General features: G+C 59.5%; 12 protein-coding genes. 8 read left to right on the forward strand and 4 right to left on the reverse strand.

Annotation, left to right across the window (positions count from 1 at the left end):
- The first annotated feature begins 4 nt into the window (after positions 1–4).
- The 5 genes from fabG (at position 5) to KQI84_06950 (ending at position 4,884) form a co-directional block, all read left to right on the forward strand.
- Entirely contained in the window at positions 5–748 is a 744-nt protein-coding gene (gene fabG / locus KQI84_06930; protein MCB2154604.1) for a 3-oxoacyl-ACP reductase FabG, read from the forward strand.
- 156 nt (positions 749–904) lie between these two features.
- Positions 905–2,074 (forward strand): DegT/DnrJ/EryC1/StrS family aminotransferase, encoded by a 1,170-nt coding sequence (locus KQI84_06935; protein ID MCB2154605.1) that lies wholly within the window; start codon positions 905–907, stop codon positions 2,072–2,074.
- A gap of 2 nt (positions 2,075–2,076) precedes the next feature.
- On the forward strand, positions 2,077–2,505 hold the full coding sequence (gene aroQ, locus KQI84_06940) for a type II 3-dehydroquinate dehydratase (protein MCB2154606.1): 429 nt from the start codon (positions 2,077–2,079) through the stop codon (positions 2,503–2,505).
- A gap of 7 nt (positions 2,506–2,512) precedes the next feature.
- On the forward strand, positions 2,513–3,319 hold the full coding sequence (gene sfsA, locus KQI84_06945; GenBank protein MCB2154607.1) for a DNA/RNA nuclease SfsA: 807 nt from the start codon (positions 2,513–2,515) through the stop codon (positions 3,317–3,319).
- Complete coding sequence (locus KQI84_06950; GenBank protein ID MCB2154608.1) at positions 3,253–4,884, forward strand: glycosyltransferase family 39 protein; 1,632 nt, start codon at positions 3,253–3,255, stop codon at positions 4,882–4,884. The genes sfsA and KQI84_06950 overlap by 67 nt, the downstream gene beginning before the upstream one ends.
- A gap of 5 nt (positions 4,885–4,889) precedes the next feature.
- Here KQI84_06950 and nadB read toward each other — a convergent pair whose 3' ends face one another.
- Both nadB and KQI84_06960 read right to left on the reverse strand, forming a co-directional pair.
- Complete coding sequence (gene nadB / locus KQI84_06955) at positions 4,890–6,446, reverse strand: L-aspartate oxidase (protein ID MCB2154609.1); 1,557 nt, start codon at positions 6,444–6,446, stop codon at positions 4,890–4,892.
- A gap of 93 nt (positions 6,447–6,539) precedes the next feature.
- Complete coding sequence (locus KQI84_06960; GenBank protein MCB2154610.1) at positions 6,540–8,150, reverse strand: CTP synthase; 1,611 nt, start codon at positions 8,148–8,150, stop codon at positions 6,540–6,542.
- 653 nt (positions 8,151–8,803) lie between these two features.
- Between KQI84_06960 and KQI84_06965 the strand changes: the two genes are divergently transcribed.
- Both KQI84_06965 and KQI84_06970 read left to right on the forward strand, forming a co-directional pair.
- Positions 8,804–10,399, forward strand: coding sequence for a DUF11 domain-containing protein (locus tag KQI84_06965; protein ID MCB2154611.1), 1,596 nt, complete (start codon positions 8,804–8,806; stop codon positions 10,397–10,399).
- A 102-nt stretch (positions 10,400–10,501) separates the two neighbouring features.
- Positions 10,502–10,957: a GatB/YqeY domain-containing protein gene (locus KQI84_06970; GenBank protein MCB2154612.1), complete on the forward strand. Its 456-nt coding sequence runs from the start codon at positions 10,502–10,504 to the stop codon at positions 10,955–10,957.
- A gap of 96 nt (positions 10,958–11,053) precedes the next feature.
- On the opposite strand, the gene gyrA is transcribed toward KQI84_06970, so the two are convergent.
- Together gyrA and KQI84_06980 are read right to left on the reverse strand one after the other, a co-directional pair.
- A complete protein-coding gene (gene gyrA, locus KQI84_06975) occupies positions 11,054–13,555 on the reverse strand; it encodes a DNA gyrase subunit A (GenBank protein MCB2154613.1) in 2,502 nt (833 codons plus the stop codon).
- A gap of 299 nt (positions 13,556–13,854) precedes the next feature.
- Positions 13,855–15,447, reverse strand: coding sequence for a hypothetical protein (locus KQI84_06980; GenBank protein ID MCB2154614.1), 1,593 nt, complete (start codon positions 15,445–15,447; stop codon positions 13,855–13,857).
- Between the two features lie 322 nt (positions 15,448–15,769).
- On the opposite strand from KQI84_06980, the gene KQI84_06985 reads away from it, so the two are divergent.
- Positions 15,770–16,663, forward strand: coding sequence for a BRCT domain-containing protein (locus tag KQI84_06985; protein ID MCB2154615.1), 894 nt, complete (start codon positions 15,770–15,772; stop codon positions 16,661–16,663).
- Positions 16,664–16,674 lie beyond the last annotated feature (11 nt).

The raw sequence follows: 16,674 nt of genomic DNA on the forward strand, positions 1-16,674 counted from the left end.
TTCCATGACTGATCTTTCTGGAAAAGTTGCTATCGTCACCGGCGGTGGTCAGGGCATTGGCCGCGCAATCGCGCTGCGGCTGGCCGCGTGCGGCGCTTCTGTCGTCGTCAATTCCTTCACTGAGAGTAGCTGCGGAGCCGTGGCGAAGGAAATCACTGACGCCGGCGGAACCGCCGTTGCCAAGAACGGCGACGTGGGCGATTCGGCCTTCTGCGCCGAGCTGATCGAATTTACTCAGCAGACCTATGGCGGCTTGCACATCCTCGTGAACAACGCCGGCATCACCCGTGACAATCTGTTGATGCGCATGAAGGAAGAGGATTGGGACGCGGTGTTGAACACCAACCTGCGTTCCGCGTTCCTGCTGGCCAAGGCCGGTTGCCGCCCGATGATGAAGTCCCGCTGGGGCCGCATCATCAACGTGACGTCGATCGTCGGCATCATCGGCAATCCCGGCCAGGCCAATTACTGCGCCTCGAAGGCCGGCATGATTGGCCTGACCAAGTCGCTGGCGAAGGAACTCGCCTCGCGCAATATCCTCGTCAACGGCGTGGCCCCAGGCTTCATCCAGACGCGCATGACCGATGCCCTCGCCGAGGCTCAGCGCGAAGCGCTTCAGAAGGAAATTCCTCTGCAGCGGCTTGGCCAGCCCGACGACATCGCCGGCTGTGTCGAGTTCCTCTGCTCCGAGCAGGCTGCCTATATCACCGGCCAGACCATCGAAGTGACCGGCGGTTTGGGCATGTAATCCCAATCACAAATGAACGATCCGACGGTGGGGGAGAGCCATTCGGCATCCCCCACCTTTCTTTTTGCCCAGCGGACCCTTTTCGTCGTTGTGCCCGCCCTCTCCGGCTGGCACGTTGCACTGAACGAGATGTGATTTCCCGGAGTGCGACCTTCCATGACGCCGTATCCCTTTCTCGATGTGAAAGCCAACACCGCCGCGATTCGCGAGGATCTGGACAAAGCCATCGCGCGAGTCCTGGACCACTGCAAGTTCATCAATGGTCCGGAGCTGACGGAGTTCGAATCGCAGTGGGCGGAGTACTGCGAAGCCAAGTACGCCATCGGCACCGCTAACGGCACCGCATCGCTGCAGACGATCCTTCATGCCCTGGGCGTCGGTCCCGGCAGTGAAGTTATCCTGCCTTCGCACACGTTTATGGCCACAGCCGAGGCGGTCGTTTTGCAAGGCGCGAAACCGGTCTTCGTGGAAGTTCTAGACAGCACCATGCTGATCGATCCGACGGCCGTCGCCGAAGCGATTACCGACCACACGAAAGCGATCTTGGCCGTCGATCTGTACGGTCTGCCGGCCGACTACGAACGTCTTCACCAGGTTGCTGACAAGCACGAGATTCCGATCGTCGAGGACGCCGCCCAGGCGCATGGCGCTTCGATCGGCGGAAAGACAGCCGGCACTCTGGGCGCGGCCGCGGCATTCAGTTTCTTCCCCGGAAAGAATCTCGGTGCATTCGGCGACGGCGGTGGCCTTACAACGAACGACGAGAAACTGGCCGATCGTTGTCGCGCGTTCGTCAATCATGGTCGCGAAAGCAAGTACGTCCACGATTTCATCGGCACGAACTTCCGACTGGATACACTACAAGCCGCAATTCTCACCGTGAAGCTGGCGCACCTCGATAAATGGAACGAACGTCGCCGCGCGATTGCCGCGCGCTATGTCGAGCGCCTTTCGGCCGAACCCTTCGATGAGTACCCGATCTCGTGGCAGCGCATGCCGAAGAACGCCGTCAGTTCCTATCACCTGTTTGTGATCCGCGTGGAAGGCCTGCGCGATGCCGTGCGTCGCGCCCTCAGTCAGCGTGGCGTGACGACCGGCATGCACTACCCCGTGCCGTGCCACCTGCAGCCGGCCATGGCCGCATACGGTTATCGCCCGGGTTCGCTTCCGCTGACCGAGCGCATTTGCGACGAACTGATTTCGCTGCCGATCGGGCCAGAGATGCCGGTCGAGCACGCCGATGAAATCATGGACATCCTGGCCGAAGAACTCGGCCGCCTTATGAGCTGGCGCCGTCGCCGCTCCGATCGCCCGAAGGGAGGCTGACCATGCACGTCGCCATCATCAACGGGCCGAATCTGAACTTGCTCGGCACCCGCGAACCGGACGTCTATGGCGCTGAAACGCTGGCAGATGTGGAGAAGAAGCTCGCGGCGCTGGCGAAAGAGCTCGGCGTCAAAGTCTCATTCTTTCAGGGCAATTCGGAAGGCGCGATCATCGACTATATCCACAGCCTGCGTGGCGTCGCGGACGCGGTTCTGATCAACGCAGGCGGCTATACGCATACGTCCGTGGCGATTCGCGATGCACTGTCGGGAATTGCGCTGCCCGTTTACGAAGTGCACATTTCCAACGTGCATGCCCGCGAAGAATTCCGCCATCGCAGCCTTCTCAGCGGCATCTCCGTCGGCGTGATTTGCGGCTTCGGCACGCGCGGATACGAATACGCCCTGCGAGAGGCTGCTGCGCGCGCCTGACCTGCCTATGTCTTTCCCGATTGTCATTCCGCGAAACCTGGACCTCCTCGAGGGTCGTCTTCTGCGTCGATACAAGCGCTTCTTTGCCGACGTCGAACTGACAGACGGCCGTGTCGTGACCGCCCATTGCGTGAACACCGGAACGATGGAAGGCCTCACAAAGCCGGGCCTGCGCGTCTGGATCAGTCCCGCCGACAATCCGAATCGGAAGCTGAAGTTCACCTGGGAACTGACCGAGGTGAATGGAGAGATATGTGGCTCGAACACGGCTCTCCCGAACAAACTCGTGCACCGGTTGTTGCTCGGTCGGCAATTGCCATGGTTGGCTTCTTGGGATGAGCTGAAACCCGAACAGAAGTACGCCGGCAATCGCCGAATCGACTTCTGGATGAAGCGCGGAAGCCGCGAGACCCTCGTCGAGGTCAAGAACTGCCACGTTGTGTATCCAGACGGCCGGGGCTACTTTCCCGACACGGTTTCCGAGCGCGCCAGCCATCACCTGCGCGCCTTGGCTGAAAGCGCTGGGCCGAAGAGCCGCGCGCACGTCCTGTTCGTCGTTCAGTTTCCTGCAAAGGCGATTCGCCCCAGCGACGTACATGATCCGACGTTCGCCGAGACCGCGCGGGAAGTCCGCCGACAAGGCGTGACGTTTTCCGCGATTGCACTTCAGCACACATTGACGGACATCATTGTGCTCGGCCGCATTCCGGTCGATCTGAAGCCCTACCGCACGGAGCGCATCGTCCAGTGGCGCAAGAACTCGAAAGCCGAATTGGAAGACGCGAAGCGGCAATCCCCGCCGCCCTCGGGCTGATTGCCGCGATCGGCGTTCTGGCAACGGAGCGCTGGTTCGGCATGTGCTGGGACGAGGCCTACTACTATCCGACATATCAGGATGTCTGGGCCTGGGTGCGCACGTTTTTCCGCAATCCTCTCACTGCGCTCTCCCATGGCGGGGTGTTGGTGGGGTGGGAGACGATTCACGAACTTCCTCCAGTCACTAAATGGCTGATGGCTCCATTCGCCGCAATGGGCAGTGGCGGCCATCCGCTCGAGATGGTTCGCATTGTCCCTGCACTTCTCTTCGGTGCGACTGTTGCGCTGATCTACATCGTCATTCGCCGAAGAACTACGATTCCGTGGGCGCTGCTTGCCTCGCTTTCCTACGCGTTTCATCCGCGGCTGTTCGGGCACGCGCACTTCGCGGCGACCGAGACCGTGTTTGCGTTTGTTACAATGCTCGCGATCTTCGCGGCTGACGGCGATGTTCACAAGTGGGGACGGAAAGCGGCACTTGCACTCCTCGCCGGCGTGGCGATTGCCACAAAAGTCAACGGCCTCATTCTGATTGTCGCGTTGCTGATGTGGCTTGGGCTTCGCGGAGTCTTTCACTACCTGGCATCACGCACCGGCGATGTAGATGAAACGAAGCGCGCGCTCAGTCACCTCATCACCGCCGGACTAATCGTCGTCGCTGCGCCAATCGTGGCGTTCCTGCTCTGGCCATGGATGTGGCACGACACCGGCGCTCGAATCGCGGAGTATTGGCGATTCATTTCCGAGCACAGTCACCAGGGCGTCTGGTACCTCGGACGAAAGTGGAACTTCCCAGTCGACGTTGCACCGCGTGTTCCATGGCACTACCCGATCATCATGACAGCCGTCGCCAGTCCCGTCGCGTTCAGTCTTCTTGCTCTGACAGGAATCGGTGCGGCGTGCGTGCGCCTCTGGAAGAAGCGCGACGCCATCGACCCAATCGATGTGCTCCTGTTGTTGCTAGTCGCCGGACCGATCGCGGCGAACATGTTGCCCTCCTCGCCGAAGTACGACGGCATTCGCCTCTTCTTCCCGGCGTTTCTCCCGATGGCATTGCTGATTGGCCGACTCGGGCCAGTTGTACAGCGAACAGAAACCAGACCATGCGATTGGCGTATGGCCGGCGTGCTGGCATTGCTTGTTGTTCTGACGGGCGCCCCTGGGCTGACGCGTGGGCTGGGCTATTACAATCTGCCGACGCGCATTATTGCTCCGAAGGGCGAGGACTTCCCATTCGAAGTCACGTACTGGGGAGAGAGCCTGACGAACGATGTACTCGAAGACCTCGACGAGTTCTGCTCGCCTGACGCACGGATCAGAACACTAGCGCTCCACACCGACGTCTTGCTGCTCCAGCAAAAGTGGGGACGGAGACTTCGCCAGGATATCGTTTTCGATGGCGATCCACCGTACGATTATCACCTGATGCAGAATCGAAAGGGATTCTGGAGCAACACCGAGTGGTGGTTCCGCGCGAATCGCGAGCCGCTGGCCACGTGGCCGGAAGGTGTCGACCCGCCGCAGCTCTTCCTATTCGATGGCCGCCCCCCGTACGTTCAATAAGTCGCTCAATCCACTCGATAGTGCGCCCCGCGGCTGACGCGATTGCGCAGTGCCGCATGGATTACAGCCAGCGCCGTCTGCGCACCGTTACGCAGACCGATTAGTTGATCCGTCAGAGCCGCCCGTCTGTAGAAACTTTCCACGTCGAACTGCAGACCACGCAGAATCCGCAGCGCGCGGTTCATGCGCCGACGCGAACGGACCAGGCCAACGTAGTTCCACATCGTCTGCTTGATGGTCATCCAGTCCTGCTGAATCAGTGCCGGGTCGCCTTCTTCCTTCTCGAGGTGCCAGGGTTCGACATGATTCGCATTCGCGATGGGCACGTGCTTCAACGTTTCCGCAATACTCTCCGCGGCCTGAACGCCCCACACCAGACCTTCGAGCAGCGATGTGCTAGCCAGTCGATTCGCACCATGCAATCCCGTGCATGCCACCTCGCCGACAGCACGAAGGCCCTGCACATTAGTACGAGCATGGAGATCCACCGCAACGCCGCCGCACGAGTAATGCGCGGCAGGCACGATCGGCGCCGGCTGCTTCGTGATATCGATGCCCCATTTCATCATGGTTTCATAGATCATCGGGAAACGCCCACGCACCCAGTCCGAGTCCTTGTGGCTGATGTCCAGATACATGCACGTCTCGCCCGTGCGCAGCATCTCTTCGTGGATGGCGCGTGCAACCACATCTCGCGGCGCCAGCGGGCCGAGTTCATGATACTTCGCCATGAACTGCTCGCCGCTGCTTGTTACCAGTCGCGCGCCTTCGCCACGCATCGATTCGCTCAGGAGGAACCGTGGCGCGACGCGATGATAGAAGGCTGTGGGATGGAACTGAATGTACTCCAGATTGATCACGCGGGCTCCGGCGCGATAAGCCATCGCCAATCCATCTCCGCGAGCCAAAGCAGGATTCGTCGTGTGGAGATATATCTGACCCAACCCGCCCGTCGCCAGAATCGTCTCGCGCGCGATGTACGGTTCTACCTCGCCCGTTCCGTGATGCAGAACGTACGCGCCCAGACATCGAGGCGGTCCATAGATCGCAATCGGATCGGCCGTGTGATAACCCGCCATGATCAAATCCAACGCCGTCACGTGGTTGATCATCTGAATGCTCGGGTTCTTCTTGACTTCCGCGACGAGATGAACGGCGATCGCTTTGCCCGTATGGTCACCCACGTGAACGATTCGCGGGACGGAGTGAGCGCCCTCTTCCGTCAGATCCAGCGACCCATCTTCATGCCGATCGAACGGCACGCCGCAGCGTTCGATCAGAACGCTCTCGACCAGTTTGGGGCCCAGTGTCGCAAGCTGATGCGCGGCGCCCGGCTCGCAGATATTCACGCCGGCGAGTTGGATGTCCTTCTCCAGCAACTCCGGCTGATCCTCGACGCCGCGATAGATGATGCCGCCCTGGGCATAGCTCGTGTTCGAGCCGTCATCCGGCTGATCCAAGTTGGTCAGCAGGATCACGCTGAGTCCCAGGTCCGCTGCCCGCAAAGCCGCTGTGCAGCCGCCAACCCCACTTCCGATGATGAGAACGTCTGCTTCCGGCATGATGCGCTCGTCCTTCGTAGACTATCGAAAAGGAAGCGCATCAGCCGAACTGGCGCAAGTGTTTGTGATCAGCGCGGAGCGCCCACCCTGAGCCTACTTGACCGCCTTCGCCTTCGCCACGGCGCCGATGAACTCGCGGAACAGCGGATGCGGCTCCAGCGGACGCGACTGGAATTCCGGGTGGAATTGACAGCCGAGATACCACGGGTGATCCGGAAGTTCGATCATCTCGATCAGGTTTGTTTCCTCGAAGATGCCCGAGACCTTCAGGCCGTGCTCTTCGAGCGTCCCGCGGTACTGGTTATTCACCTCGTAGCGATGGCGATGACGTTCGTGGACCTTCGGCTTTCCGTACAGAGCGGCTGCCTTTGTATTGGGCTGCAATGTACATTCGTAACTGCCCAGGCGCATCGTTCCGCCAAGATCCAGTACCGTCTTCTGGCTCGCCATCAGATCGATCACCGGGTGCGGCGATTGATCGTTGAACTCCGAAGAATTCGCGCCTTCCAGCCCACAGACTTCGCGCGCGAATGCAATCAATGCCACCTGCATCCCCAGGCAGATTCCAAAGAACGGGATATTGTTCAATCGCGCGAAATTCGCCGCCTGGATTTTGCCTTCGATGCCGCGCGCACCAAAACCGCCGGGAATAAGAATTCCATCGGCTTCGGCCAGCTCTTTCTCCAGAGATCCCGCCTCCAGCATTTCCGAATCGACACGCTTGATGTTCAGATTCACACCCTGGTGCGTTGCACCATGCGCCAGCGCTTCGTAGATCGATTTGTAGGCATCCTGCAATTCGATGTACTTGCCTACGACTGCGACCGTGACTTCGTCCTTGGCCGTCTGCATGCGCTCGACCATTTCTCTCCAGCGGCTGATCTTCGCGTCGTGCGTGACCAGTCCCAACTTCGTCACAACCCAGTTGTCGAGTGCCTGCTCGTGCAGCATCAGCGGCACTTCGTACACGCTCTTCACCGTCGTGGACTCAAAAACGGCCTGGTTCTCGACGTTACAGAACAGCGCAATCTTCCGGCGCTGTTCCTCCTGCATTGGAATTTCCGTACGACAAATCAAGCCATGCGGCTGAATGCCAATCTCGCGCAGCGCTTTCACGCTATGTTGCGTCGGCTTGGTTTTCAATTCTCCTGCCGCGCCCAGGTAAGGGAGCAGTGTCAGATGCAGATACAGACAGTTCGCGGCGCCGATGTCGTGAGGGATCTGGCGGATTGCTTCCAGGAATGGCTGCGACTCGATATCGCCCACCGTGCCGCCGATTTCCACGATCAGGACGTCGCATTTTGACTCACGCCCCAACTTGAAGATGCGCGATTTGATCTCATCGGTGATATGCGGAATGACCTGGACCGTGGCACCGAGATAATCGCCCCGCCGCTCCTTGCGAATCACGGAGTCATAAATCTGCCCCGTCGTCACATTGTTGCTCTGGCTTGTGGGTGTCCCCGTGAAACGCTCGTAGTGCCCCAGATCCAGGTCCGTCTCGGCGCCGTCCTGGGTCACGAAGACCTCGCCATGCTGGAAAGGGCTCATCGTGCCCGGATCGATATTCAGGTATGGATCGACCTTCATCATTGCGACTTTCAGGCCTCTGGCCCCCAGCAGAGTACCCAGACCAGCCGCTGCGATTCCCTTGCCCAGCGAGGAAGCCACGCCTCCCGTCACAAAGATATACTTCGGCGCCATGATTTCTCCTTGGAGCGATCGGATTTGAGGTCCGGAACCGTGGATGTTCCGGGACGCATGCACGGGATTGTTTCTCTATGGGCGCTAGACCGGGAAGTCAAGGCGGGTTCAGTCCAATGTCGGTTTCAGTATTTCCGCACTAAAGGACCCATGCATCTACATGTGACCATGGAGTTTATGACACTTTTATGCTGGGCTCTCCCCGAATCGTGTCCTAAGACCATTGTCTCGGGGCATGCATTTCGCTTTTTCGAGGCGACTGTCGAAGACAGCCGTGGCCAGGTAGAATGCGGGCGGCACCGATCAAGGTGAGAGCTAACCAGATTAGCCACAGGACTGAAAGTCCCAGTCTTGCAGGTGGAGAATCATGGGGGATATTCGTGAGTAGCCTTCCGGCCGGGGGCTCCTCCGTTATCCAGATTTAACAAACTCAGCGGACAAACAGGGATACCGAAAGCGGAATCCTATTGCCCCTTCGGATGCGCCTGACAAACGTCATTTCAAGAGGTTGCGCACAGGAATTACGGATCGATTTGGGATGCTAAAGCTGCGTAATTCAGCATCCCGCATGGTGTCAGTTCAAAATGCAGTACAGCAGGACAAAAGCTTTATCGTACGAATTTCGTCACAATTTTCATGAGGAGAGTGACCGCATGACAGTAAGAGATCGTTTGAAGCTCGTCTTGATCGCCGCGCTCGCGCTGAGCGCAATGGTCTTCACAGGCTGTTCGAAGAACCAGTACGCGTACACCTATCAGGTTAACGACCTGGATGCACGCGTGTCTGCACTTGAGGGCCGTAAGACTGTTACCACCACTGGAACCTACGTCTCCGTTCTCGGCGACGTCCCCGACGGCTACCGTCGCACCTACATGGCTCTGCCGACGGGCGTCGAGTCCACCAGCAGCATGTTGGTTGAGAAGATGTTCCCCGAGAAGGTCACGGCCGGCCAGACCTTCGACTATTTCCTGCGCATCACGAACCTGACGGGCGGCGTCTACATGTCCGACGTGACGGTTCGCGACCAGATCTCCGAGAACTTCAGCCTCGCGTCTTCCAGCCCTGCCGCACAGGTCCAGGGCGACACGCTCGTTTGGAATCTCGGCACGCTGGCTCCGGAAGAGACCCGCACCATCACCGTGACTGGCTCTGCCTCCGCCACTGGCGAGAGCGCAACCTGCGCCAGCATCGACTGGGTCCCGACCCTGTGCCTCGGCACCGTGGCCGTCCAGCCTGACCTGTCCGTCACCTTCGACGGCACCGACTGGCTGACCGCTTGCGACGTCGCCACCTACCGCGCGACCGTCACCAACAGCGGCACCGGCGTCGCCCAGAACGTTCGCGTCATGGGCAGCCTGCCCTCCGGTCTGAAGACCGTTGACGGCTCCGCCAGCCTGAGCGCCGACCTCGGCGACATGCAGCCCGGCGACAGCCGCGACATCAGCTTCAGCGTCCAGCCCGAGCGCGCTGGCTCCTACGAGGCGATGATCCGCGTGACCTCCGACAACGTTGCGACCCTCGAGTCCAGCGTCGTCAACACGGTCGTCTGCCAGCCGGCACTTGCCCTTGAGGCCAGTGGAACCGAGCTGCTGTACCTCGGCAACGAAGGCTTCTTCATCGCCAGCGTCTCGAACCCGAGCGACTGCAATGTTGAGAACGTCGAAGTCGTCGCCACGCTGCCCGCGTGCCTCGACGTCGTGAACGTCTCCGACAACGGCTCGGCAACCGGCCGTACCGTCACCTGGAACCTCGGCACTCTGGCCGCCGGCGCCAGCCGCGACGTCACCGTCCGCATCGCCGGCAACGCCAAGTGCAACGACGACGTCAACTTCGTGGTCACCGGCGTTTGCGCCGACCGCCAGGCTGACAGCGTCCCGGTCGAGATCGCCGGTATCCCGGCTATCCTGCTCGAGGTGATCGACATCACTGACCCGGTCAAGGTTGGCCAGTCCAGTACCTACGTCATCACCGCCACGAACCAGGGCTCTGAAGTCGGCACCGGCATCAAGATCACTGGCTCCGTCGAAGGCATGACGATCACCAGCACCAGTGGCGCCACCACCGGCAACGTCAGTGGCAACACCGTCAACTTCGCTCCGCTGGCTTCCCTGGATCCTGGGGCCAAGGCTGAATGGCGTGTCGAAATCCGCGCCAACGAGCCGGGCGACAAGCGCTTTGCAATCGAGATGACCAGCGATCAGTTCCCGCGTCCGGTCAACGAGACGGAATCCACCTACCTGTACGAATAAACCGTACAGAAAAACCTGAACCTCTCGCCGCCCCGGGCTTGCCCCGGGGCGGCTTTTTTGATGCACTTCCAACCGCAACATTTGCCTAATGGGAGACTCGCAATGGCACTCGCAGAACAGATTACCGAAGACATGAAAACGGCCATGAAGGCCAAGGACGCGGAGCGCCTGGGCGCCCTGCGTATGATTCGCGCCGAGATCCTCAAGCGCGAGAAGGAGGAGGCGGGAAAGAAGCTCACCGATGCTGAAGTCCAGGCCGTACTCCAGACGCTCGCCAAACAGCGCAAGGACTCCATCGAGCAGTACACTGCCGGTGGCCGCCAGGATCTCGCCGACAAGGAAGCCCGCGAGCTCGAAGTCATTCAGTCCTACCTGCCGGAAGAGCTCTCCGACTCAGAGATCGTGGCGGCTATCGATGCCGTCATAGCCGAGACTGGGGCCTCGGCCCCCAACGAGATGGGAAAAGTGATGGGGCCCGTGATGGCCCGATTGAAGCAGACTGGCAAACCCTTCGATGGCAAGAAAGTGAACGGATTGGTCAAAGATCGCCTGAGTTGATCGCTCGGCCAGCTTCCGACAAAAGAAAACCGCCGGCGAAGGGAGATTCCCTCGCCGGCGGTTCTGTCTGTTGATTTGAGAGATCGTGGGGAGCGCTTACTCCTCGCCGCCCTCTTCGGTCTCACCGATCATCTCTTCGCCGTTTGCCTCGTCGTCATCTTCTTCATCGGACTTCTCGCTTTCTACGCGAGAAACGGCGGTGATGCGGTTGCCTTCGCTGACATTGAAGAAGCGCACGCCCTGTGTCGCACGGCCGATGATGCGGACGTCCTTGGCCGTGAAGCGAATCGACTGTCCCGCTTCCGTCATCATGATCAACTCGTCCTCATCGACGACTTCGTTGATACCGACGACTTCGCCGTTCCGTTCCGTGACCTTGATGTTGATCACACCTTTACCACCGCGCTTGATCAGGCGATAGTCTTCGACCTGACTGCGCTTGCCGTAGCCATGCTCGCACGTCGTCAGGATTGTCGATCCGCTTCGCACGACCTCGGCACCGACGACTTCATCGCCCTTCTGCAGCGAAATGCCGGCGACGCCCTGCGTAAAGCGGCCCGCTGCGCGGACATCGCTTTCCTTGAAGCGAATCGCCATGCCCTTGCGCGTCCCGATGAACAGCTCTTCTTCGCCGGTCGTCTGCTTCACCGTCACGAGCTCGTCGCCGTCGGTGATCTTGATCGCCTTGATGCCGACCTTGCGTGGGTTGCTGTACAAGTCTAACGAGTTGCGCTGCACACGTCCCATCTTCGTGAAGAAGACGAGGAAGCGATCCTCCTCGAACTTACTGACAGGCACGACCGACTCGATCTTCTCGCCCTTGTCGAGATTCTCCAGAAGGTTCACGACCGGGCGGCCCTTGCTGGCGCGGCCGGCCTGCGGCAACTCGTAGACCTTCAGCCAGTGCGCCATGCCCTTGTTTGTGAAGAACATCAGGTAGTCGTGGGTCGTGCCCACGAACAGATGCTCGACCCAATCCTCGTCCTTCGTCTCGGCGCCGATCACACCCTTGCCGCCGCGACGCTGGCGACGGTACAGCGCCGTATCCGTGCGCTTGATGTATCCCTGATGGCTGATGGTGATGACCATCCGCTGCTCGGCGATCAAGTCTTCGATCGTCATCTCGCCCGGGTTGTCGATGATCTCCGAGCGGCGTGCATCGCCGAACTTCTTCTTCATCGCCAGGAGATCGCGCTTGATCACCTGGTATTGCTTCTTTTCCGAGGCCAGGATCGATTCCAGTTCCTCGATCAGGGTCTTCAACTCCTTGCGTTCCTGCTCCAGCTTATCGACTTCGAGAGCCGTCAACGTGCGCAGGCGCATCTCAAGGATCGCATCGGCCTGTCGCTTCGACAGCAGGAAGCGCTCGATCAAGCGTTCGCGGGCATTATCCGTATCCCGGCTGCTGCGAATGATCGCAACGACCTCGTCGATATCGGCCAGCGCAATCAGCAGACCCTCGACGATGTGCAGCCGCTCCTGGGCCTTGTTCAAATCGAATCGCGTTCCGCGCAGAAGAACCTCGCGACGGTGCGCGATGTACAGCGACAGCATGCGCGGCAGGCTCAGGTAGCGCGGCTGGTTGTGGACGATCGCCAGCAGAATCACGCCGAACGACGTCTGCATCTGTGTGTGCTTGTAGAGATTATTGAGAACAACCTGGGACTCTTCACCGCGGCGCAGCTCGAGCACGATCCGCATACCGTCGCGGTCGGATTCGTCGCGCACCTCGGTAATGCCCTGGACCTTCTTGTCCTTGACCAGGTTCGCAATATCGACAATCAGGCGTGCCTTATTCACCTGGTAGGGGAGTTCGGTCACGACGATCGCTTCGCGATTGCCCTTAAGCTGCTCCGTGGCCACGCGGGCGCGCATCAACACCTTGCCGCGGCCCGTCTTGTAGGCGTCTTTGATGCCCTTTCGGCCCAGGATATAGCCGCCCGTCGGGAAGTCAGGCCCCGGGATGAACTGCATCAGCTCCTCGAGGCTGATCTGAGGCTTGTCGATCATCGCCACCAGGGCGTCGGTCACTTCACTCAGATTGTGCGGCGGGATGTTCGTTGCCATACCGACGGCGATGCCGGCGCTGCCGTTGATCATCAGGTTAGGAACGGAGGAAGGGAGCACGATTGGCTCCAGTTCCTTGCCGTCGTAGTTCGGCATGAAGTCGACGGTGTTCTTGTCGATATCGACCAGCAGCGATTCGCCCAGCGGCAGGAGGCGCGTTTCCGTGTATCGCATGGCTGCCGCGGGGTCGCCGTCGACCGAGCCGAAGTTGCCTTGGCCGTCCACCAACGGATAGCGCATGTTCCAGTCCTGCGCCAGGCGGACCAGCGTATCGTAGATCGCTGAGTCGCCGTGCGGGTGGAACTTGCCCATCACTTCGCCGACGATCTTGGCCGACTTGTTGTAGGCGCGGTTGGCTCGATAGCCGCCCGTAAACATGGCGTACAGAATGCGCCGGTGAACGGGCTTCAAGCCGTCCCGGACATCGGGAAGGGCACGGCCGACGATGACGGACATCGCATAGTCCAGATAGGACGTGCGCATCTCGTCTTCGATGTTAATGGGAATGATTTGCTCGCGTGCGTCCTGCATCAGCGGGGTCTCTCCAAGGAACGAGAATCTGCGCTTTGGACACAAATCAGGCGGCCCGGAAAGCGCCACCCCTCGGGCTTTCCGCGTGTCCAGCGCACCAACGGGATTCGGGCGAGATCAAAACTGCTGCCTGCCAAAATCTTTCACGCGAGGGCGCCAAACTCAGCCCTCACAAGAGTCTTGATTTTGCCCCAGCCGAGGCCTCGGATCAAGGCATTAAAAGCCATATCTGGCAGGCTTTTTCTGCGTTTTCGCGATTCTTTGAGATGTGTGCGTCTGAGGGGGCAAGAACCCCCGGGTCAACGGCCGGAAAGGATCGTTGAACGATAGGCCAGGGTCACCGCGTTGAGCTCTGCGATATCGATAGATCCATTGCGGTCCGCGTCCGCGCTGGCAGGAGCCGCGACCGCTCCACGGAATGACAGAATCGTCGCGTTCAACTCGCCGAGGCTCACTCGTCCATCGCCATCTTCGTCCCCCGGCAGGACAGCCGGCGTGGGGGTCGGCGTGATCGTCGGGGTGGGCGACGGCGTGACAGTCGGGGTGGGTGTTGGAGTCGGAGTGGGAGTCGCAGCGACTGGGAGCTCCAGGCTCAGGATGTTCGCGAAACCACGTCCGCTGAATGACGGGAAGGCGATGATTCGATCGCCGACGGCCGATTGGCGGATCGACATCTTTGTGAACGAGCCGCCGGGGAAGTACTGAATCCGCGTAATCCAAGATGTGTTGATGCCCGAAATCGACGTGTCGAAGGAGTAGAGGCGGCTCTCCGCCGTGCTGGAGCTGGCGCTGGTTCGCATCATGAAGACGCCGTACAGCCCATCCTCAGTCAGGCACAGCGGATCCAGGTTCTCCTCCCCCAGGTGCATCTCATCCGATTCCGGCATGAAACTGCCACGGTAGGTCAAGGTCCCGTCCGAGTTGATCGTCAGGTAGTTCACCCCGACCGGAGTGCCGCCGGCGGGGGATTGGCCGACGAATGCCAGCGTATCGGCGCGGGAGAGCATGAAATCTCCGCCCCGGACCGCGCCGGCAGTCGTGATGTCGCCCGTAATCGGCGTCAACGTGCCGGTCTGTGTCGCATCGAATCCCATCAGCAGTCCGCCATTCGAGATCGCCACATATGCGTAATTCCCATCGTCGGAGAAAGCCACCGACCCATCAGAGAATGCCGCCAGCGACCGTGTGTACGACGCGACCTCGATTAACTCGTAGGTCGCCGGATCGATCGAATAGAGATAGAGCTGGAGTTCAGAACTCCGGCCCGGCTGCAGCAGAGCCAGCATCGAACCGTCGACCGAGATGTCGATATCGACGATGAAACCATTGCGATTCTGAAAAGAGGCGAATTCCGACGCCGTCCCGTCGCCATTCGGCGCCAAACCAAACACGTAGCCCTGCAACTTGCTGCCCGAGATGTAGCCTCGCAGGAACGCAAACCGTCCGAGCGGATCGACCTTCAATTCCTGCCAGTAGCTGGGAACCGTTGAGACAGCCACTGTTCCCGCCTGCGACATGACGCCGCTGGCCGGGTTGATTCGCAGGAAGTCGACGTTTCCGGAAGGCAATGACGTAGCCACGCCGAGCGTTCCATTCCTGGAGACGTTGCTGAATGTCGAGTTTGGCGAGGACGGCGCCTCGTCCAGCGTCGCGTAAAAAGTCCCTTCAGTATTGGCGTTTGCAGTGATTCCCGTCCCGCCCCAGACGGAACTTGGCCCCGAGCTGAAGATCAGATTCCCCGATCCATCGATCGAATGAAAGTACATCTCTGCATTGCTGAACTTACCCGTCTGTACTAACTCCCCCGGAACGGCCGAGGATGAACTGGTCAGCAGCAATGCGCACAGGAAGGCTAGCGCCGAAACGAGCCGGCGACGAACACTGCAAGTCATGTGAGTAGATCCCCCAGGACGGCCGCGAGAAGTCTCGGTGCGAACGCGGCCACTGTTGAGTCAATGGCGCTGATCTATGCGCATTTTACACACATAGCGTTAACGATGTCGTTGTACGAGGCTTCACGTGAAGCTGCACGTCATTTCAGCCATCAGGCGCGCGATATAGCACGGGTTCACGATCTCGTCATATTCCGCAGCTTGTGCGACTCTCATGACATTTTGATTGAGACGCATGCGTCATGCGGATCAGCATCAAACTGTTGTCTATTGCTTATGGATCATGCCCGGTACTCAAGAACTGGCGGGAAATGAGGAACTGATGCACCCGGACCAACTGCCCTACTACCGATTCTGCTCACGCTCGATGCTCGACAAGTCGATCAATTCACTTTTGGGCCTTGTCGAAGGCGTTTCTATCGATGGTGCAGTCTCCGACCAGGAAATCGACTACCTCATCCAATGGGTCCACGATCATAGGCAGTATCAAGATCGGCATCCCTTTAATGAGCTTCTGCCTGTGGTTGCGGAAGCTGTTGCAGACAGGGTCCTCACCGAGGAGGAACGCTACGACATCATTTGGCTTTGCGAGAATCTTCGATCGACGGAGTATTTTGATCTGGGGACAGCCGACATTCAGCGGCTGCATGCTCTGGTAAGCTCGATCGCTGCGGATGGGATCATTACCAAGGAAGAGCTGGAGGGGTTGTCCTCTTGGTTGGAGGAGCACGATTATCTGCGTTCCTGTTGGCCATACGATGAAATCGAAGGCCTCGTCGCCGCCGTCCTCGATGATGGCAAAATAGACGAGAGAGAGCACGAAGCACTGCTGTCCTTTTTCTCCGAATTCACGGAAACTCAAGGGAAGAAGACTCTGGACATCGATAGATCGATGATCACCGTGCAAGGCGTTTGCGCATTTTGCCCGGAAATCACAATTCCCAACTCGGTCGTTTGCTTCACTGGGGCTTCGTCTCGATATACTCGCGATGAATTCGAGCGGATCGTTTCAGATGCGGGCGGCAGGCCCGTCAGGAACGTCTCAGGGAAGCTGGATTACCTTGTTATCGGCGCAGATGGAAACCCCTGCTGGGCATACGCCTGCTATGGACGGAAGGTCGAGAAGGCCGTGGAACTGCGCAAGAGCGGATGCAAGCTCCTGCTGGTCCATGAAAACGACTTCCAGGACGCCCTTGCCGACTCGCTTGGCTTATAGAGAGAGATTCT

The sequence above is a fragment of the bacterium genome (assembly GCA_020444065.1).
GTDB lineage: Bacteria > Sumerlaeota > Sumerlaeia > SLMS01 > JAHLLQ01 > JAHLLQ01.

Excerpts from the sequence above, each read along its gene's own strand:
- KQI84_06965 (MCB2154611.1), top strand. The coding sequence starts at position 8,804 with ATGACAGTAAGAGATCGTTTGAAGCTCGTCTTGATCGCCGCGCTCGCG.
- KQI84_06935 (MCB2154605.1), top strand. The coding sequence starts at position 905 with ATGACGCCGTATCCCTTTCTCGATGTGAAAGCCAACACCGCCGCGATT.
- KQI84_06970 (MCB2154612.1), top strand. The coding sequence starts at position 10,502 with ATGGCACTCGCAGAACAGATTACCGAAGACATGAAAACGGCCATGAAG.
- KQI84_06980 (MCB2154614.1), bottom strand. The coding sequence starts at position 15,447 with ATGACTTGCAGTGTTCGTCGCCGGCTCGTTTCGGCGCTAGCCTTCCTG.
- gyrA (MCB2154613.1), bottom strand. The coding sequence starts at position 13,555 with ATGCAGGACGCACGCGAGCAAATCATTCCCATTAACATCGAAGACGAG.
- aroQ (MCB2154606.1), top strand. The coding sequence starts at position 2,077 with ATGCACGTCGCCATCATCAACGGGCCGAATCTGAACTTGCTCGGCACC.
- sfsA (MCB2154607.1), top strand. The coding sequence starts at position 2,513 with ATGTCTTTCCCGATTGTCATTCCGCGAAACCTGGACCTCCTCGAGGGT.
- nadB (MCB2154609.1), bottom strand. The coding sequence starts at position 6,446 with ATGCCGGAAGCAGACGTTCTCATCATCGGAAGTGGGGTTGGCGGCTGC.
- KQI84_06985 (MCB2154615.1), top strand. The coding sequence starts at position 15,770 with ATGCACCCGGACCAACTGCCCTACTACCGATTCTGCTCACGCTCGATG.
- fabG (MCB2154604.1), top strand. The coding sequence starts at position 5 with ATGACTGATCTTTCTGGAAAAGTTGCTATCGTCACCGGCGGTGGTCAG.
- KQI84_06960 (MCB2154610.1), bottom strand. The coding sequence starts at position 8,150 with ATGGCGCCGAAGTATATCTTTGTGACGGGAGGCGTGGCTTCCTCGCTG.